At 36.5% G+C, this 17,511-nt stretch carries 13 protein-coding genes; 9 read left to right on the top strand and 4 right to left on the bottom strand.

The features are described 5' to 3' along the window. Window positions 1–9 precede the first annotated feature (9 nt). Together truA and JST55_02835 are read left to right on the top strand one after the other, a co-directional pair. A complete protein-coding gene (gene truA / locus JST55_02830; protein ID MBS1492415.1) occupies window positions 10–771 on the top strand; it encodes a tRNA pseudouridine(38-40) synthase TruA in 762 nt (253 codons plus the stop codon). Beyond that, on the top strand, window positions 772–1,662 hold the full coding sequence (locus JST55_02835; protein ID MBS1492416.1) for a hypothetical protein: 891 nt from the start codon (window positions 772–774) through the stop codon (window positions 1,660–1,662). A 38-nt stretch (window positions 1,663–1,700) separates the two neighbouring features. On the opposite strand, the gene ispE is transcribed toward JST55_02835, so the two are convergent. The 3 genes from ispE to JST55_02850 form a co-directional block, all read right to left on the bottom strand. Continuing rightward, window positions 1,701–2,564: a 4-(cytidine 5'-diphospho)-2-C-methyl-D-erythritol kinase gene (gene ispE, locus JST55_02840; protein MBS1492417.1), complete on the bottom strand. Its 864-nt coding sequence runs from the start codon at window positions 2,562–2,564 to the stop codon at window positions 1,701–1,703. Between the two features lie 91 nt (window positions 2,565–2,655). Further along, window positions 2,656–3,660: a ketoacyl-ACP synthase III gene (locus JST55_02845; protein ID MBS1492418.1), complete on the bottom strand. Its 1,005-nt coding sequence runs from the start codon at window positions 3,658–3,660 to the stop codon at window positions 2,656–2,658. Then, entirely contained in the window at window positions 3,653–6,196 is a 2,544-nt protein-coding gene (locus JST55_02850) for an ATP-dependent Clp protease ATP-binding subunit (protein ID MBS1492419.1), read from the bottom strand. The genes JST55_02845 and JST55_02850 overlap by 8 nt, the downstream gene beginning before the upstream one ends. An 800-nt stretch (window positions 6,197–6,996) precedes the next feature. Between JST55_02850 and JST55_02855 the strand changes: the two genes are divergently transcribed. From JST55_02855 to lspA, 4 genes are all read left to right on the top strand, one after another. After that, on the top strand, window positions 6,997–7,827 hold the full coding sequence (locus tag JST55_02855) for a hypothetical protein (protein MBS1492420.1): 831 nt from the start codon (window positions 6,997–6,999) through the stop codon (window positions 7,825–7,827). A gap of 260 nt (window positions 7,828–8,087) precedes the next feature. After that, entirely contained in the window at window positions 8,088–11,228 is a 3,141-nt protein-coding gene (locus JST55_02860) for an isoleucine--tRNA ligase (protein MBS1492421.1), read from the top strand. A gap of 32 nt (window positions 11,229–11,260) precedes the next feature. Beyond that, on the top strand, window positions 11,261–11,992 hold the full coding sequence (locus JST55_02865; protein MBS1492422.1) for a conjugal transfer protein TraR: 732 nt from the start codon (window positions 11,261–11,263) through the stop codon (window positions 11,990–11,992). 101 nt (window positions 11,993–12,093) lie between these two features. Continuing rightward, complete coding sequence (gene lspA, locus JST55_02870) at window positions 12,094–12,837, top strand: signal peptidase II (GenBank protein ID MBS1492423.1); 744 nt, start codon at window positions 12,094–12,096, stop codon at window positions 12,835–12,837. A 9-nt stretch (window positions 12,838–12,846) separates the two neighbouring features. Here the strand turns inward: lspA and JST55_02875 are convergent, their stop codons facing one another. Beyond that, window positions 12,847–13,179 carry a 4Fe-4S dicluster domain-containing protein gene (locus JST55_02875; protein MBS1492424.1) on the bottom strand — a complete coding sequence of 111 codons (333 nt, stop codon included), beginning with the start codon at window positions 13,177–13,179 and terminating at the stop codon, window positions 12,847–12,849. A 429-nt stretch (window positions 13,180–13,608) separates the two neighbouring features. On the opposite strand from JST55_02875, the gene secA reads away from it, so the two are divergent. From secA to JST55_02890, 3 genes are read left to right on the top strand one after another with little or no spacing between them, the layout of a single operon-like run. After that, window positions 13,609–16,689 carry a preprotein translocase subunit SecA gene (gene secA, locus JST55_02880; GenBank protein MBS1492425.1) on the top strand — a complete coding sequence of 1,027 codons (3,081 nt, stop codon included), beginning with the start codon at window positions 13,609–13,611 and terminating at the stop codon, window positions 16,687–16,689. Window positions 16,690–16,692: 3 nt separating this feature from the next. Beyond that, window positions 16,693–17,130, top strand: coding sequence for a hypothetical protein (locus tag JST55_02885; GenBank protein MBS1492426.1), 438 nt, complete (start codon window positions 16,693–16,695; stop codon window positions 17,128–17,130). Window position 17,131: 1 nt separating this feature from the next. Then, entirely contained in the window at window positions 17,132–17,509 is a 378-nt protein-coding gene (locus tag JST55_02890; protein ID MBS1492427.1) for a cupin, read from the top strand. Window positions 17,510–17,511 lie beyond the last annotated feature (2 nt).

Below are 17,511 nucleotides of genomic sequence, written 5' to 3' on the forward strand. Positions count from 1 at the left end.
AAAAAATTTTTGGATAAAGAATTAAAAGGAAATAAGTTCTACAACTACAAGCTGACAATTGAATATGATGGAACAGATTTTTTAGGATGGCAAAGACAATCTTACAGTAAAGAAACAATACAAGGACATTTAGAAGAAAAGCTTGAAGTTTTATTAAAAGAGAAAATAACTTTATATGCAGCCGGCAGAACAGATGCCGGCGTGCATGCAATAAACCAGATAGCAAATTTCAAAACTAATCATAAAATCCATTCTGATAAATTCCTCTACCGGTTAAATTCACAGTTACCAAAATCTATTACAGTTAAAAAAATCAGTATTGTACCTGAGAAATTTCATGCGCGTTTCTCAGCTAAACAAAGAGAATATATTTATAAAATATCTTTGCGAAGAAAATCCATCGAAGGAAATTACTATTGCAGAATTTTCGGAGAGCCTGATTTTAAAGTAATCGATAATTTAATCAAATTCTTCATCGGAAGAAAAAGTTTTTTCCCTTTAACTAAAAAGAAAGACGATAAGCATAATTTTATCTGCGACCTTAACCTGCTTACTTACAAATTTTACAAAAGTAAAGGTGAGATAATTTTTAAATTACGCGCCGACAGGTTTTTACACAGTATGGTAAGAAGTATTCTCGGCTGCTTAATAGATGCGGGAAGAGGAAACATAACTGTTGAAGAAGTAAAAAAAGAATTTAACGCAGGAGAAAAAATAAAGACTCAATATTTACCGGCTCACGCCCTATTTTTAAACAAAATTTATTATTAGATGAAAAACGCATTGGTAATAATCATTTCTTTCGTTCTTATTTCCTCGTCATTTGCACAGGAATTATCCAAGAAAGAAGACCTTACAAATTATATTTTATCCGCAAAAAAAGTTTCTCAGGCAAATGAAGTAGAAAAAGATGTAAAAGATAATTTTCATAAATCTATTTCTGCTTCAACTGAAAAATCTCCCGTACTTGGAGCAGTGCTTTCAGGCATATTACCCGGCGCAGGTGAATTTTATGCAAAGAGTTATATCAAGGCAGGGATATTTTTAGCAATTGAAGCAGGCTTGTGGTACGGATATGTTAATTACCAGAACAAAGGCGATGCGCAGACAGATTATTATCATACGTATGCTGACCAAAACTGGAACATTCATAAATACGCTCAGTGGATTCATGATAAGGTAACAGGCGGAGCAACCGTTAACCCTAATGAACAGGATTTAAATGTGCTCCGTTCACAGCTTAATGCAGTCGAGTCGCAAAATTTTTCGCACACACTTCCTGTATTCGGAACTCAGCAGTATTATGAACTCATAGGTAAATATCAGAACTTTGTAGCAGGATGGCCCGATGCAGATATATCGGTAATAAATCAGAACGGTGGAGCAAATGATCCCAACTGGTACGAAAATTATAAGACACCTATTTTTATAAGTTACTCGTATGACAGACAGAGAGCTAATGATTATTATGATACCTCAACAAGATTTGTGATGGGAGTAATCGTCAATCACGTGCTAAGTGCTGCAGATGCAGTATGGAGCGTAAACATGTTCAATAAAAAAATGGAAGTGAAAACAGGAATGAGAGTTGAAGAAAGATACGGGGGGATATTTATGGAGAAGTATTCACTGCCAACTGCAAAACTGACAGTTCAGTTTTAAAAAAATTTCAAATCCCCTTCTTAGAAAGGGGATTTTTTTTATGATATAAACACAAAATAATTTCTTTCCTTAAAATACCTGTAAGCTCTGTTCAAAAATTTCTTATCATCTTTTTTAAAGAAAGCATACATCGTCGCTCCGCTTCCGCTCATTGATGAAAACACTGCTCCCTGATTTATCAGTTCATCTTTAATCTGCTTAAGAGTATTATATTTCTGGAATACAACTCTCTCAAAGTCATTTACAAACATTTCTTTTTTATCTAAATCAAAAGAAGTTACTTTCTTCAAATCTGATTCATATATTTTTCCGGGTTCAAGTCCTAGATTTTCATAAGCCCATTTTGTAGAAACATGAAGATTGGGATTTATAATTAATATATCATAAGGGATATTAAACTCGGGCAAAATTTTCATCTTCTCTCCCCTGCCTTCACCGAAGCAAGGTTTCATTATAAGAAAGAAAGGAACATCACTGCCGATTGATAAAGCAGTCTGCATTATTTTTTCACGGTGCTCTTTTATATTTATCTTGAAAAATCTTATGAGCTGCTTAAGCACTGCTGCAGCATCAGAGCTTCCGCCGCCAAGTCCCCCACCGACAGGAATTTTTTTGCTGATATTAATGGCAATCTTGTAACAATCTTTTATATGAAAATTTTTAAAGAATGCTTCAACAGCTTTAAAGCAGATATTATCTTTATTGGACGGAACGTAATATTTATTGCAGGTGATATAAACTGTGTTGTAATTCTCGCAGGGCTCTATTGAGATTTGTATTTCATCGTGCAGCTTTACCGGATAAAAAATCGTCTCTATATTATGAAAACCGTCTTCACGTTTGCTGACGATTTTCAAACCTATATTTATTTTTGCATACGAGTCTAATCGTACTTCTTCCATAAACTTATTTGTAACAAATATAAATGAAAATGCCCTCTTTTGAGAGGGCATTTTTTATATAAAAATTTAAGTACAACTACTTATGATTATTTTAATAAGCCCAGCGGACTAACACTGAACCCCATGTATATCCTGCTCCGAAACTTGCAAGCACGATGTAATCGCCTTTCTTTATCTTCCCTTCATGCCAGTATTCCGAAATGCAAAGCGGAATAGTAGCGCACGTTGTATTGCCGTACTTATGAATGTTCACCATTACTTTCTCAGGAGGCAGTCCCATTCTTTCACCGGCAGCAGTTATGATTCTCATATTTGCCTGGTGAGGAACAAGATAAGAAATATCCTCGCCCTTGAGATTATTTTTCAAAACAATTTCTTCCGATACATCTGCCATGCCTACGACTGCGACTTTGAACACTGCTTTTCCGTCCTGATGAACGTAGTGCATATCCTTATCAACAGTTTCATGTGATGCAGGATGAAGGCTTCCGCCTCCGGGCTGATATAAAAATTCTCCACCCGAACCATCGATGTGGAGAATTGAATCTATGATACCGTACTCTTTATCTTCAGTGGGTTCAAGCAATACTGCAGCTGCGCCGTCACCGAATAATATACAGGTGTTTCTGTCTTTGTAATTCGATATTGATGTCATCTTATCAGCGCCTACCACTAAAACTTTTTTGTAGGAACCTGACTCGATTAACTTTGCTCCCGTGTTAATAGCAAATAAAAATCCTGAACATGCCGCAGATAAATCGAATCCCCAACAATTCTTTGCACCAATGGCTTCCTGAATAATACAGGCAGTCGAAGGGTAAGGCATATCGGGTGTAACAGTCGAAACAATTATTACATCAAGCTCATCCGCTGAGATACCTCTGTTTTTCAGGAGCATCTGTACTGCCGGAATTGCCATCGTTGATGTCGGCTTATCTTTATCGAGATATCTTCTTTCTTTTATTCCCGTCCTAGTCTGTATCCATAAATCATTCGTATCTAAAAAACTTTCAAAATATTTATTATCGACAACTCTCTCAGGCACATAGTGTCCTACGGCAGTTATCATTGCATTAACAGGGCTTGTTTTAGACATTTTTCTCCCCGGAGTTATTATTATCCGAATTTGATTCTTCTAAAATTTCAGTGATTTCTTTTTCAATATCGCTTTCTTTTTTCAGGTCAACAAATTCAAAATCCTCCGCATTCTTTCTGTGCTTAACTTTTATTACTGAGCCTTCTTTGAAGTTACCTTTGAGTATCTCTTCACTGAGAGGATCTTCAAGATATTTCTGAATTGCTCTTCTTAAAGGTCTTGCGCCGTAGTTCTGGTCGTATCCTTTATCTGCAAGGAATTCCTTCGCAGCTTTTGTTACATCGATTGTAATTCCCTGAAGCTTGATTCTCTTGAGTAATTTTTCAATACCAACGTCAACAATTTTAACGATGCTTTCTTTAGCAAGCTGTTTGAATACAATCATCTCGTCAATTCTGTTCATGAACTCAGGAGAAAATACTTTCTTCGCTGTTTCATCAATAGCTGATTTCATCTTATCATATTTGGTACCTTCTTTACCTTCGCCGAATCCGAATACTTTATCAAGCTTAATATCGCGTGTTCCGATATTTGAAGTCATGATAATAATTGTATTCTTGAAGTCAACTTTTCTTCCGAGACCATCTGTAAGAATACCGTCATCCAATACCTGTAAAAGAATATTGAATGTATCAGGGTGAGCTTTTTCGATTTCATCTAAAAGCACAACTGAGTATGGTTTTCTTCTGACTTTCTCAGTAAGCTGACCGCCTTCTTCGTATCCCACGTATCCGGGAGGCGCTCCGACAAGTCTGGAGACGTTAAACTTCTCCATGTATTCACTCATATCAATTCTAATCATGTTATCTTCGGAATCGAATAAGAACTTTGCAAGCTGTTTGGCAAGCTCTGTTTTACCGACACCTGTAGGACCTAAAAATACGAATGAACCGATAGGTCTGTTCGGATCTTTTAATCCTGCTCTTGCTCTTCTTATAGCGCGTGAGATTTTTTCAACTGCTTCATCCTGACCGATAACCACTTTCTTAAGATGCTCTTCCATCTTAACAAGTTTTTGTGATTCGCCATCGGCAATTCTGTTTACAGGAATTCCTGTCATCATTGCAACAACGTCTGAAACGTTATCTTCAGTTACATCGAACACCATGCTCTGTGATTTTATATCCCATTCAATCTTAAGCTGTTCAAGCTCGTTCAGTAATTTCTTTTCGTTATCACGAAGCATTGCTGCTTCTTCATAGTTCTGATTTTTTACAACCTGATTTTTTGACTGACGGACTTTTTCAACTTCAAGCTCAAGGTCAACAATTTCCTTAGGAACAGTTATGTTCGCAAGGTGGACTCTTGAACCGGCTTCATCCATTACGTCAATCGCTTTATCAGGTAAAAATCTGTCTGTAATATATCTGTCTGAAAGCTTTGCAGCTTGTGAAAGCGCTTCAGGTGAGTATCTTACATTGTGATGCTCTTCGTATTTGCTCTTAATATTATTCAGAATCTGAATGGTTTCATCCACTGTTGCAGGCTCTACCATTATTTTCTGGAATCTTCTGTCAAGCGCTCCGTCTTTTTCAATATATTGTCTGTACTCATTTAAAGTTGTTGCACCTATGCATTGGAGATCTCCGCGTGCAAGAGCCGGCTTGAAAATATTTGAAGCGTCCAATGATCCGCTTGCTCCGCCTGCGCCTACAATTGTATGAAGCTCGTCAATGAAAAGAATAACATCTTTTGCTTTTTCAAGCTCATTCATTACAGCCTTCATTCTTTCTTCGAACTGTCCTCTGTATTTTGTGCCTGCAACAAGTGCAGCTAAATCCAGTGTAACAACTCTTTTATTATGTAATACTCTCGATACCTGTTTGTTGATAATTCTTAATGCAAGACCTTCGGCAATAGCAGTTTTACCTACGCCTGGCTCACCGATGAGCACCGGATTATTTTTCTTTCTTCTGGAAAGAACCTGCGCTACTCTTTCAATTTCTTTTTCACGACCTACGATTGGATCAAGCTTGCCTTCAATAGCGCTCTTAGTTAAGTCGCGTCCGAAGTTATCAAGCACCGGAGTCTTAGTCTTCTCGGCTTTCTTTTCTGCCTGAGGCTTAGGAGCAGATTGAGGCGCTCCGCCTGCAGTAGGTTTTCCGCTGAGAATGTTTAAAAGTTCGTTCTTGGTATTTTCATAGTTGATGTTGAACTGATGTAAAATCTGCGCTGCAAGATTATCGTCTTCTCTTAATATAGATAATAAAAGATGCTCCGTACCGATGACATCCGATTTGAAAAGCTTTGCTTCTAAATATGTGATCTTTAAAACTTTTTCTGCCTGCTTTGTGAGAGGGATATTGCCGACAGTAAGTGAACCGCCTGATTGACGCACTGTATCCTCTACAGCTTTTTTGATCTTGCTTGCTTCAACTCCGAGGTTCTTAAAAATCTTGATAGCTATACCTTCACCTTCGCGGATAATTCCGAGGAGGAGATGTTCAGTCCCGATGTAATCGTGCCCTAACCTTATTGCTTCTTCTCTGCTTAGCCTGATCACATCCTGAACTCTGTTTGAAAAGTTACTGTCCATAGTGGTTTTAGTTTGTTGTAATTTCTAAAAAATTTTATTCAATTAAAATTCAAAATTTTTATATCTTATTTATTTAAAAATAACTTTGTTCTTAAGTCTTTAACCAAATTCTAAAAGAATAGTTCATTTAATTATTAGCAATTAGTAAGCCAAAGTTAATTTTGGAAAATTAGTTCATAAATTTGAAACGTTCTTCGGAGGGAGTGAATCAGGGTTCAATTTTATGAAGTATCGAACTTAAATAGTAGTTTGCCTGCTGCGCTGTACATTTGAATAGTATAACAAATGGCGTGTGAAAAAAATCTCATGAAAGGAGTAATAAGTTCCCCCTCCTTTCTAAGGAGGGGGAAAGGGGGAGGTAAAGAGGATTAACAAATTAAATTTACATGCATCCCATAACTCCTCCCTAACCCTCCCCTTAGTAAGGGGAGGGAATTTAAATACCTATGTGCTCACTTTCTCCTACTTCCCAAACCCTGTTTGGGAAGTTATAATTCAATGAAACTTGCTTCACTGCGGAACGGAGTTTCGCTCCTTAGTTCCGTCACAAACAGGGGTTTGGGACGGAGAACGCAGTGCCTAGACAACTTCTAAATTTCTCCGGAAAATTCCTGATTTTTACACAGATGAGAATACTACTTCCCCGACACTTCTGACATTTATTTCGTCTTATGACACACATTTCTTATTTGACAGCAGATTAATTTATTAATAAAACAATTTTTAAGTGGCTGCCATTCGGTATATATATTGCTTTAATGTCTTGTAGAAACTTTTAGCATTAAATTAATATATAAGCCATGAAAAAACCAAGTTCGTTTTTAGCCTTTCTCATAACAGGAATTATTTCTTTATCCATTTTCATTAATTCCAATGCGTTTTCGCAAGGCGGAGCAACGGTAACAACCACACCTCCGACTGATAATGCGAAATATTTATCGCAATCGACACCCGGAGTTATGGAATCAGGAAAATCTTACGATGCAACGATATCTATGAAAAATTCAGGCTCAACAACCTGGCAGAAAGGAAATTACAAACTGAGATTGATGAATCAGACAGAAGCGCTTTCTAAAATCTGGGGAATAAGTGATTTGGATTTGGGCTCAAACATTGCTCCCGGCGAATCTGTAACTTTCAGCCTTACATTAAAATCACCTGAAACTCCCGGCGATTATAATCTTCAGTGGCAGATGGCAAACGGAAATGCATTTTTTGGCGAACCGACTGCAAATATCCCTGTAAAAGTTGTTGGACCAGAAACAACTCCGCAGCCTAAAAACGATGTAAACTATAATTCTACTTATAAATATAATAATTTCCCTGCAGAAGTTTCTGAGGGTGGAGTTTATGATATTGTGATTACAATGCGAAATACAGGAGCAACTGGATGGAATCCATCAGAAGACCATCTTAAATTAACAACATCAGGTATAAACGATACAAAAAACACATGGACTATTGCCGATGTGAATTTACCTGAAACAGTAGTTGCCGGCGGAGAGTATTCTTTTGCTTTCAAATTAACTGCACCTCAGGAATCAGGTGAATACAGCGTTCAGGCACAAATGGTGCATAAAGATGTGCCTTTTGGCGAGCCGTCACCGGTTGTACAAATAAAAGTAAAATAATTTTTCAGTACTTCTTAATTAGCGAAGCCGGGCCAATACCGGCTTCGCTAGTTAAGCCCTCTTCATTTCCGAAAATGCATCTTTTGAACTTACTGTCCTCTTTTCGTGTTATTCATCAACAAATCTCTTAAAAGTATCTAATTTCCTTTTACATTGAATATATTTATTTATTTCAATACCTTTAAAGATTTACCAAATTTTTCATTAATTACTGTTAAAATCAGAATTTAGAGCAGATTAAAATACGATAACCCTTCTATATGTATAAAGATTTACCTGAAAATATATCATTACCCGAACTCGAAAAAGAGATAATAAATTTCTGGCAGGAGGATAATACCTTCGAAAAAAGCATAGAATGCAAGTCGCCGGAAAAATCATTTACTTTCTACGAAGGACCTCCGACAGCTAACGGCTTACCGGGCATCCACCACGTAATTGCACGTACAGTTAAAGACTTATTCTGCCGCTATAAAGCAATGCAGGGCTATAAAGTGAACCGCAAAGCGGGATGGGATACTCACGGACTTCCGGTAGAAATTGAAGTTGAAAAGCAGCTTGGACTGAAATCCAAAGCAGATATAGAAGAATACGGAGTTGTTGAATTTAATAAGGCATGTAAAGATTCCATATTCAAATATGTAAGCCGATGGGAAGAACTGACTCAAAGAATGGGTTACTGGGTCAACCTTGATGACGCTTATGTTACCTACCACAATTCTTATATAGAATCAGTCTGGTGGGCATTAAAAAATTACTTCGATAAAGATCTAATATATAAAGGATATAAAATCCTTCCATTCTGTCCTAAGTGCGAATCTTCACTTTCATCACACGAAGTTGCGCAAGGATATGAAGATTTAAAAGACCCTTCAGTTTATGTGAAGTTCAAAATCACAACAGGTGAATTTGCCGGAAGTGATTTTCTTGTATGGACAACTACACCATGGACACTACCATCTAACGTTGCATTGGCAGTAAATCCAAAATTTACCTATGTAAAAATCAAAACGGCTAAAGGTGAGGATTTAATTTTATTAAGAGAAAGACTTTCAACCATAAGCGACGAGTATACAATTGAAAAAGAATTTACAGGAAGCAGCTTAGAGAAAACTGAATACGAACCTTTATTCTCATTCTATGAATTAGAAAAGAAAGCTTATTATGTAACTCTTGGTGATTTTGTATCTGCCGAAGACGGTACAGGCATAGTTCATATTGCCCCGGCATTCGGTGAAGATGATTATGCCATAGGAAGAAAATACGATCTGCCGATAATACAGGCAGTCGGTAAAGACGGACTTTTCAAAAAAGAAGTTACTCCATACGCAGGTAAAAATTTCAAAGAATCAGATAAACAGATTTCTGATGATTTAAAAGCAGCGGGACGTTTATATAAACGCGAGATGTTCACTCACTCATATCCTCATTGCTGGAGACATCACGTACCGCTTATGTATTATGCCACTGACTCATGGTTTATAAAGACTACATCATACAATAAAAAGATGATGGAGCTTAACTCAAAAGTTTACTGGTCACCTGAAGATATCGGTACAGGGCGCTTTGGGCAATGGCTTGAAGATAATATTGACTGGTCACTTTCACGCGACAGGTTCTGGGGCACTCCCCTTCCGATATGGTCTTACACAGATGAAAACGGCAAAGAGCAATTTGAATGTATAGGCTCAATAGAAGAATTAAGAGAGCGCTCATATAATTTTAATGAAGTATTCCCGACTGACATAGATATTGATTTACACAAACCGTTCATAGATGAAGTAAAGATAAAAAGCAAAGACGGACATGAAATGAAGCGCGTGAGAGAAGTAATAGACTGCTGGTTTGACTCCGGCTCTATGCCTTTTGCTCAGTGGCATTATCCTTTTGAGAATAAGGAAAAGTTTGATAAAAATTTTCCTGCTGATTTTATTGCAGAAGGAGTTGACCAGACAAGAGGATGGTTCTATTCATTGCTTGCGATAAATTCTTTCTTATTTGATAAAGCTCCTTATAAGAGTGTAATGGTTAACGGACATATACTTGATAAGTTTGGGAAAAAAATGAGTAAGTCATTGGGTAACGTTGTAAATCCTTTTGACATGATGGAAAAATACGGAGCGGATTTATTAAGATGGTACCTTGTTGGAAATTCTCCTGTAGGAAAATCGAAGCTGTTCAATGAAGACGAGCTTGTTGAACTAAAAAATAAGTTATTCGATACATTACTTAATACATATAAGTTTTTTACAATATATACAGGACTTACAAATTTTGATTATAAAAAATCAGAATATGTTCCTGTAGAAAACCGTTCTACAATTGATAAATGGATTATCTCAAAGCTTAATACTCTTAAGAAAGAATATTTTGAGCTGATGGATAAATATGAAGTTACGAAGGCATGCAGACTGATATTTGATTTCACGATCGATGAGCTTTCAAACTGGTATATAAGAAGAAACAGGAAACGGTTCAGAACACCTGAAAGCGAGCAGGATAAAAACTCAGCTTATCAGACTGTTTATGAAATATTAACAGACATATTAAAAATGATGGCGCCGGTTTCTCCGTTTATTACAGAGAAACTATATCAGAATTTAAACGAAGTCGGTTCATCCATACATTTATCTGAATTCCAAAATTACGATGAGAAATCTATAGATGCAGACCTTGAAGAGCAGATGGCAATTGCTCAGAGAATTGTTTACTTAACAAGAGCAATCAGAGTAAAAAATAATTTAAAAGTGCGTCAGCCGTTAAGACAGATTTTAATTCCTGTTTTAAACGCTCACGAAAAAGAAACTATTTCCAAATTTCAGGATATAATACTCGAGGAAGTTAATGTAAAGGAACTGAACTTTGTAGAAGGCGATTCTGAAATCATAAAGAAGAAAGCGAAACCAAACTTCAAAGCAATAGGTCCTAAATTCGGAAAAGATGTTAAAGCAGTTCAGGCAATTATAAACGGTTTTACCAAGGAAGATATTAAAACTGTTGAGACAGAGAATTGTATTTCAAAAGACGGATTCACCATTTCACGCGAAGATATAGAAATCCTTACTGAGAATATAACAGGATGGATTGTTGACACGGATAAAAATTTAACAATTGCAGTTGATACAACTCTTGATGAAAGCTTAATAAGCGAAGGCATTACAAGAGAGTTCATAAACAGAGTACAAAATTTCAGAAAGAACTTTGGATTTGATATAAACGATAAGGTTGAAATTTTTGTGAAAGCCGAAGGTTATTTATTAAATGCCATCCTTGATAATAAAGGGTACATAAATTCGGAGACTTTAAGTGAAAGCATAACTGAAGCAAACGGCGAAGATATGGATTTTTCTGAAACAGAAATTAACGGAGAGCTGCTCAAGTTCTTCGTAAAAAAAATATAAAATTCTTTTTTTACTTTTTATCATAATAAAAAATGAGCAAGACAACAACAAAAAAAGCTGCACCGAAGGCATCAAAGCCGAAAACTAAAGCAAAACCAAAAGCGGCAGCGAAACCAAAAGGGGCAGTTAAGTCAACGATAAAAGTGAAAGCAAAAGGAAAGATAACAACAAAAATGAAAGCCAAACCAAAAGCAAAGACAGCCGCAAAGGCACCGGTAAAAAAAGTTAAGAAGATTTCCCCTACCAAGGCGAAAAAAATTCTTAAGGCGAAAAGACTTCCGGTGGTAAAAACTAAACCGGTCGTACACAAAGAAGATATAGAAGTACCGGCGCACGTTAAAAAATATAAGCCGAACAAAAAAACAAAATATACTGCAGCTGAGCTTAAAGAGTTTAAGGAAATAATTCTTGCCGAAAGAAGAGACATTCTTGAATCTGCAAGAGCAAATATGCAGTCACTTGTTGATAATGAATCGGGTGATTATGTAGGAGATAACTCTACATACTCAACTCACATGGCTGAGCAGGGTACCGATGAAATGGAAAGAGAAAAGAACTATATGTTTGTACAGAGAGATGAAAAATATCTCGGCTATTTACAAGATGCTCTTATCAGAATTGATAACGGAACATACGGCATTTGCCAGGATTGTATAGAAGTACCGAAGAATATGTGCAAATCATGTCCCCTTATCCCCAAGGAAAGACTTGAGCTTGTTCCTATTACCCAGCATTGCATAGAGTGCAAAAATCTCAGAGGGTAATTTGCAGGAACTTTAAATAATTTTATACACTTATTGAAAGTCGGAGGGATTCTCTCCGGCTTTTATTTTATAATTGGTTCATCAAAAAGATTACGCTATAAATGAAAATACTATATTGGTCAATTGCTATTGTTATAATCGATCAGATTACAAAGCTAAAAGTTAAAGGGCTCAACTTCCCGGATCTCGGAATTTTTGTTCAGGGAATGCCTTACCAGTCATCTATAAAAGTACTTGGTGACTTTTTTCAGATAACATTTATCGAAAATCCGGGAATGGCATTCGGTCTGCAACTTGGCAGCAAATTATTCCTGACTCTTTTCACAATCTTCGCAACAATATTAATTTTCATTATAATTTATAAAAACAGGAAAGAAACATTTCTTCTCCGCCTTTCGCTTGCTTTTATATTAGGCGGCGCGCTAGGTAATTTAATTGACAGGACTTTTTATGGTGTGCTTTATGATTATGCTCCTTTATTCTATGGCAGAGTTGTGGATTTCTTTCATTTTAATATTCCGGATTTCAAAATATTCGGAAAGACAGTTTACACATTTCCTATTTTCAATGTAGCGGATATTGCTGTAACGGTTGGATTTGTTTTAATTCTTGTAGGATACAAAAAAGTATTTAAGAAGAAAGATGAAGAAGCTGCTCAGGTAATAGATTACCAGCTGGCAAATACAAATGAAACTATCACGGAAACTTTCCGTGATAATTCCAGTTTTAATACTTCAAGTGAAAATTTGAATGAAATTTCTGAAGAGAAAATGATTTCAGATGATGAGATAATTGAAAAGGAACATAAAATAATTCCTCCTAATCACGACGAAACAAAATCGTAATTTATAAAACTATCTTCCTAAATCGTCAAGCTTTTCTTTTCTTGCAAGTAGAGTATCTTTATCTTCCACATGATTTGGATCAGGTACGCAGCAATCCACAGGACAAACTGCAGCACACTGAGGCTCATCGTGAAAACCTACACACTCCGTGCATTTATCAGGTACGATAAAGAAAAAATCAGATTGGACAAAACCTGTATTTCCGTTTGGTGAAACATCGTCAGCCCCGTACGAATTTCCTCCAAGAGTCCAGTTATTTCCGCCTTCGTAAATCGCTGTATTAGGACATTCCGGTTCGCATGCTCCGCAATTAATACACTCACTTGTAATCATTATAGCCATTGAATAAGTCTCCTTTTGTTTGTATAAATTAGGTAATATAAAAAATTATTTCAATGAAGTATAATTTAATGCATTAAAAAATAGTTTAGTAAATTCTTAAGGTTTTAATGAATATGATACATCATTATTAAGCGAGTTTCTCTTTGCATATTATAATTACATTTGTGCATTTAGACCACCCCCTCAGTCCCCTCCTTTTAAAGGAGGGGGATGTAGACTCCTAATTAATTCAGGATTGTTATACTGATTAACTATTTTGATGCAAGATTTGTTAACATTTGAAGCGGAATGAACAAATCAATCAATTATGACGTAACACTACTATAGGGCAGCTGGAAAAACTACCCTAATTTATAAATTTATTTTGTTCAAATAAACCGTTAAATTTAAAATTATCAAAAAATTAAGTGAGGAAAGAAATACTAATTTATGCTTAAGCTACTTAAAAAAATATTCCCGTCTAAGAATGAAAAAGATGTAAAAGAACTTCTTCCGTTAGTGGATGAAATAAATTCTTTTTACGAAACATATCAATCTTTATCCGACGATGAATTAAAAGCAAAAACAACTGAATTCAAACAGAGGATCAAAGATGCGACTTCAGAGATAGAGACCAGAATAAACGAACTGAAAGAAAAGTTAAAAACAGACATAGAGCACGATGAAAGAATGGAAGCATACGATGAGCTGGGAGATTTAAACAAGCAGCTTTATGAAACCATTGCTGAAACTCTTGACGATTTACTTCCCGAAGCATTCGCTGTTGTAAAAGACACATGCAGAAGACTTGTCGGTAAAACATGGGAAGCAGCAGGACAAAAAATCACATGGAACATGGTTCCTTATGATGTGCAGCTAATCGGCGGTATGGTATTACATCAGGGAAAAATTGCCGAGATGGCAACAGGTGAAGGTAAAACTTTAGTTGCAACTTTACCATTGTATCTTAATGCTCTTGCTGAAAAAGGCGTACACCTTGTAACAGTTAACGATTACCTTGCCAAAAGAGACTCTGACTGGATGGGTGAAATTTTCCGTTTCCATGGAATGAATGTCGGGGTTATCCTAAATGATATGGATAACGACAGAAGAAGAAATAATTACTTAGCAGATATTACCTACGGTACCAATAACGAATTCGGTTTTGATTATCTGAGAGACAACATGGTAACAGATAAAAACCAGATGGTGCAGAGAGAGCATTACTATGCTATAGTGGACGAAGTTGACTCCGTGTTAATTGACGAAGCACGAACTCCGTTAATTATCTCGGGACCTGTTGACGCTCCGACACATAAGTTCGATGAAATGAATCAGCGTGTTAAGAAACTTATCGAAGCGCAGAAGAGATTAGTCAACCAGCTTGTATCAGAAGCAGAAGCAATATTAGCTAAAGACAGAAAATCAATTTCGAAAGATGAACTTGAAGAAGCAGGACTTGCTTTAACAAGAGCAAATCACGGTCTGCCGAAACACTCAAGACTTCAGAAAGTTTTCAGCGAACCTGAAAATAAAACATTAATGCTTTCTGTTGAAGCAAATTATCTGAGAGATAATGCAAAACAGATGCATATTGTTGACGATGAGTTATATTTTACAATCGATGAAAAATCACACATAACGGATTTAACTGAGAAGGGACGTGAGTTTCTTGCTCCCTCAGCGCAGGAAAAAGATTTCTTTACTCTTCCCGATGTAGGAACTGAAGTCGCTATACTTGATAACGATACTTCACTTTCACCTGATGAAAGAGAATTAAAGAAAGACGAGCTAGCAAAAGTTTATGCAGAGAGAAGTGACAGACTTCATACAGTTCAGCAATTGTTAAAAGCTCACGGACTTTATGAAAAGGATGTTGACTACGTGATTCAGGACGGCAAGATTATGATTGTTGATGAATTCACCGGTCGCGTACTTTCAGGAAGAAGATATTCAGAAGGACTTCACCAGGCGATCGAGGCAAAAGAAGGTGTACACGTTGAAAAAGATTCGCAGACAATGGCAACAATTACACTGCAGAATTATTTCAGACTGTATAAAAAACTTGCAGGTATGACAGGTACTGCAGAAACAGAAGCTGCAGAGTTTTTTGATATCTACAAACTTGATGTGACTGTTATTCCTCCGAATAAAATCTGCACAAGAAATGATATGAACGATTTGATCTTCAAAACGAAGAGAGAAAAGTATAATGCAGTTATAGATGAAATAGAAAAAATGAGAAAAGAAGGAAGACCTGTACTTGTTGGTACAACTTCCGTTGAAGTCTCTGAAACTATTTCAAGATTATTGAAGAGAAAAGGCTTGCCACATGAAGTATTGAATGCTAAGCAGCACCAGCGTGAAGCACAGATTGTGCAGAATGCTGGTCTTGGCGGCGCAGTAACAATTGCAACTAACATGGCAGGTAGAGGTACTGATATTAAATTAGGACCGGGTATACAGGATAACGGCGGTCTTGCAATCATAGGTACAGAAAGACATGAATCAAGACGTATCGACAGACAGTTACGCGGTAGAGCGGGACGTCAGGGCGATCCGGGTTCATCAAGATTTTTCTTATCACTGGAAGATGACCTAATGAGATTATTCGGAAGTGAAAGAATTGCTTCAGTAATGTCACGTCTAGGATTAAAAGAAGGCGAAGCGATTGAGCACAGCATGATTACAAACTCAGTAGAGCGCGCTCAGAAGAAAGTTGAAGAGAATAACTATGCTATCAGAAAAAGATTGCTTGAGTATGATAACGTAATGAACCAGCAGAGAGAAGTTATCTATGAAAAGAGACGTCAGGCATTAATGGGTGAAAGACTCAAAGATGAAATTTTAGAGATGGCTAAAAAATCCGGCGATGCGATTGTTGAAAAACATTATGAAGCCGGCGATGTGCAGGGACTGATTGATGAAGTTGGAAGAACATTCTTAGTAAGATTGAATTTAACACCTGCTGAATTCCAGAAACAAGGTGAAGCAGGATTGAAAGATTTAATCGAGAAAGAAGTAAAAGCTTTCTATCAGAGAAAAGAAGAAAGATACGGAGCAGAGCTAATGGCACAGGTTGAAAGATTTGCAATGCTTTCAGTTATCGATGAAAAATGGAAAGAGCATCTTCGTGAAATGGATGACCTGAAGGAAGGTATTAACTTCAGAGCATATGGTCAAAAAGATCCTTTAGTGGAATATAAAACAGACGGATTTAAAATATTTGCAGAAATGCTTGATAGCATTGGTACTGATGTTGTGGGATTCTTATTCAAGTTCACAACACAGACACCTGAAGAGACACATATTCAGACTCCGAGGGCAGCAAATACTTCACGCATGAGAGCTGTACATCAGTCATCAAGCGGTATGGGATATGTAGGAGCAGGAGTAGAAGAGAACGGAAATGTTGATCCTTCAATGAAGAAATCACCTATAAAGGTTGAGCATAAAATCGGAAGAAACGACCCTTGCCCGAACCATCCGAATAAGAAATATAAAAACTGCTGCGGCAAAGGATTAGTGTAATTTATGATTATCTCCGATAAAACGAGAGAGTTGTTATTTGAAATCAGAGAGTATTCAGAGAATACTCTCTCTGATTTTAATGATGTTTCAGTCTTGATTGAAAATGTTTTTTACACTGAAGATAAACAGAAGTTTCTTGATATAATTTTTAAGGCAAAGTTTCTTAACGGAATGTTAACGATTTTTGCCGATGATTCAAAAGAACAAAGCACGAAAGAAAAGATATCAGATGAATTTCAAGTACAGTTAACAGGATTTATAAATGAGTTTAAATCACTTACAAAAAAATTCAGTCAGCAGGATAAAGATTTTTTTGAAAGAAAATATTTTCAGTTAACACCTGACTCATTGGGCAACAATATAAAGCTTGTGAAAGATTTAACCATTTGTAAAAATTTTTTCCTCGATAAACCTGAGTTTTTAAAGACTGGATTAAACTAAGATGAGCGGATACGTTATACAAAAAGAACCATTTGTAGTCCCAACAACAGATGGAAAGTTAATAGAAGAATTTTTTGGCAATGCGAGTATTTCACTGGGTGATTACAGTATAGCACATATGGTTGCACCTCCCGGCTGGAGCGAGCCGTTTCAGACACCTGAATTTGATGAAGTAACATTTATAATTTCCGGAAAAAAGAAATTTGAAATAGACCACGTTGAAATGATTGAGGAAGTTGTCTTAGGTAAGAATGAATCGATTTGTATAAAGAAAGGAAGCAAAGTAAGGTACTCAAATCCTTTTGATGAAGCTGTTGAATATATGTCATTCTGCATTCCTGCATTTACTCCTGAACGCGTAAACAGGGAAGAAAGTTAAAA

The organism is Bacteroidota bacterium (assembly GCA_018266835.1).
In the GTDB taxonomy this organism is placed as follows: domain Bacteria; phylum Bacteroidota; class Ignavibacteria; order Tepidaquicellales; family Tepidaquicellaceae; genus JAFDZO01.

What these genes read in the sequence shown, in the direction of transcription:
- JST55_02890 (MBS1492427.1), top strand. Translation starts at nt 17,132, where the DNA reads ATGAGCGGATACGTTATACAAAAAGAACCATTTGTAGTCCCAACAACA.
- secA (MBS1492425.1), top strand. Translation starts at nt 13,609, where the DNA reads ATGCTTAAGCTACTTAAAAAAATATTCCCGTCTAAGAATGAAAAAGAT.
- JST55_02875 (MBS1492424.1), bottom strand. Translation starts at nt 13,179, where the DNA reads ATGGCTATAATGATTACAAGTGAGTGTATTAATTGCGGAGCATGCGAA.
- JST55_02855 (MBS1492420.1), top strand. Translation starts at nt 6,997, where the DNA reads ATGAAAAAACCAAGTTCGTTTTTAGCCTTTCTCATAACAGGAATTATT.
- JST55_02845 (MBS1492418.1), bottom strand. Translation starts at nt 3,660, where the DNA reads ATGTCTAAAACAAGCCCTGTTAATGCAATGATAACTGCCGTAGGACAC.
- lspA (MBS1492423.1), top strand. Translation starts at nt 12,094, where the DNA reads ATGAAAATACTATATTGGTCAATTGCTATTGTTATAATCGATCAGATT.
- JST55_02885 (MBS1492426.1), top strand. Translation starts at nt 16,693, where the DNA reads ATGATTATCTCCGATAAAACGAGAGAGTTGTTATTTGAAATCAGAGAG.
- JST55_02850 (MBS1492419.1), bottom strand. Translation starts at nt 6,196, where the DNA reads ATGGACAGTAACTTTTCAAACAGAGTTCAGGATGTGATCAGGCTAAGC.
- JST55_02835 (MBS1492416.1), top strand. Translation starts at nt 772, where the DNA reads ATGAAAAACGCATTGGTAATAATCATTTCTTTCGTTCTTATTTCCTCG.
- JST55_02860 (MBS1492421.1), top strand. Translation starts at nt 8,088, where the DNA reads ATGTATAAAGATTTACCTGAAAATATATCATTACCCGAACTCGAAAAA.
- ispE (MBS1492417.1), bottom strand. Translation starts at nt 2,564, where the DNA reads ATGGAAGAAGTACGATTAGACTCGTATGCAAAAATAAATATAGGTTTG.
- JST55_02865 (MBS1492422.1), top strand. Translation starts at nt 11,261, where the DNA reads ATGAGCAAGACAACAACAAAAAAAGCTGCACCGAAGGCATCAAAGCCG.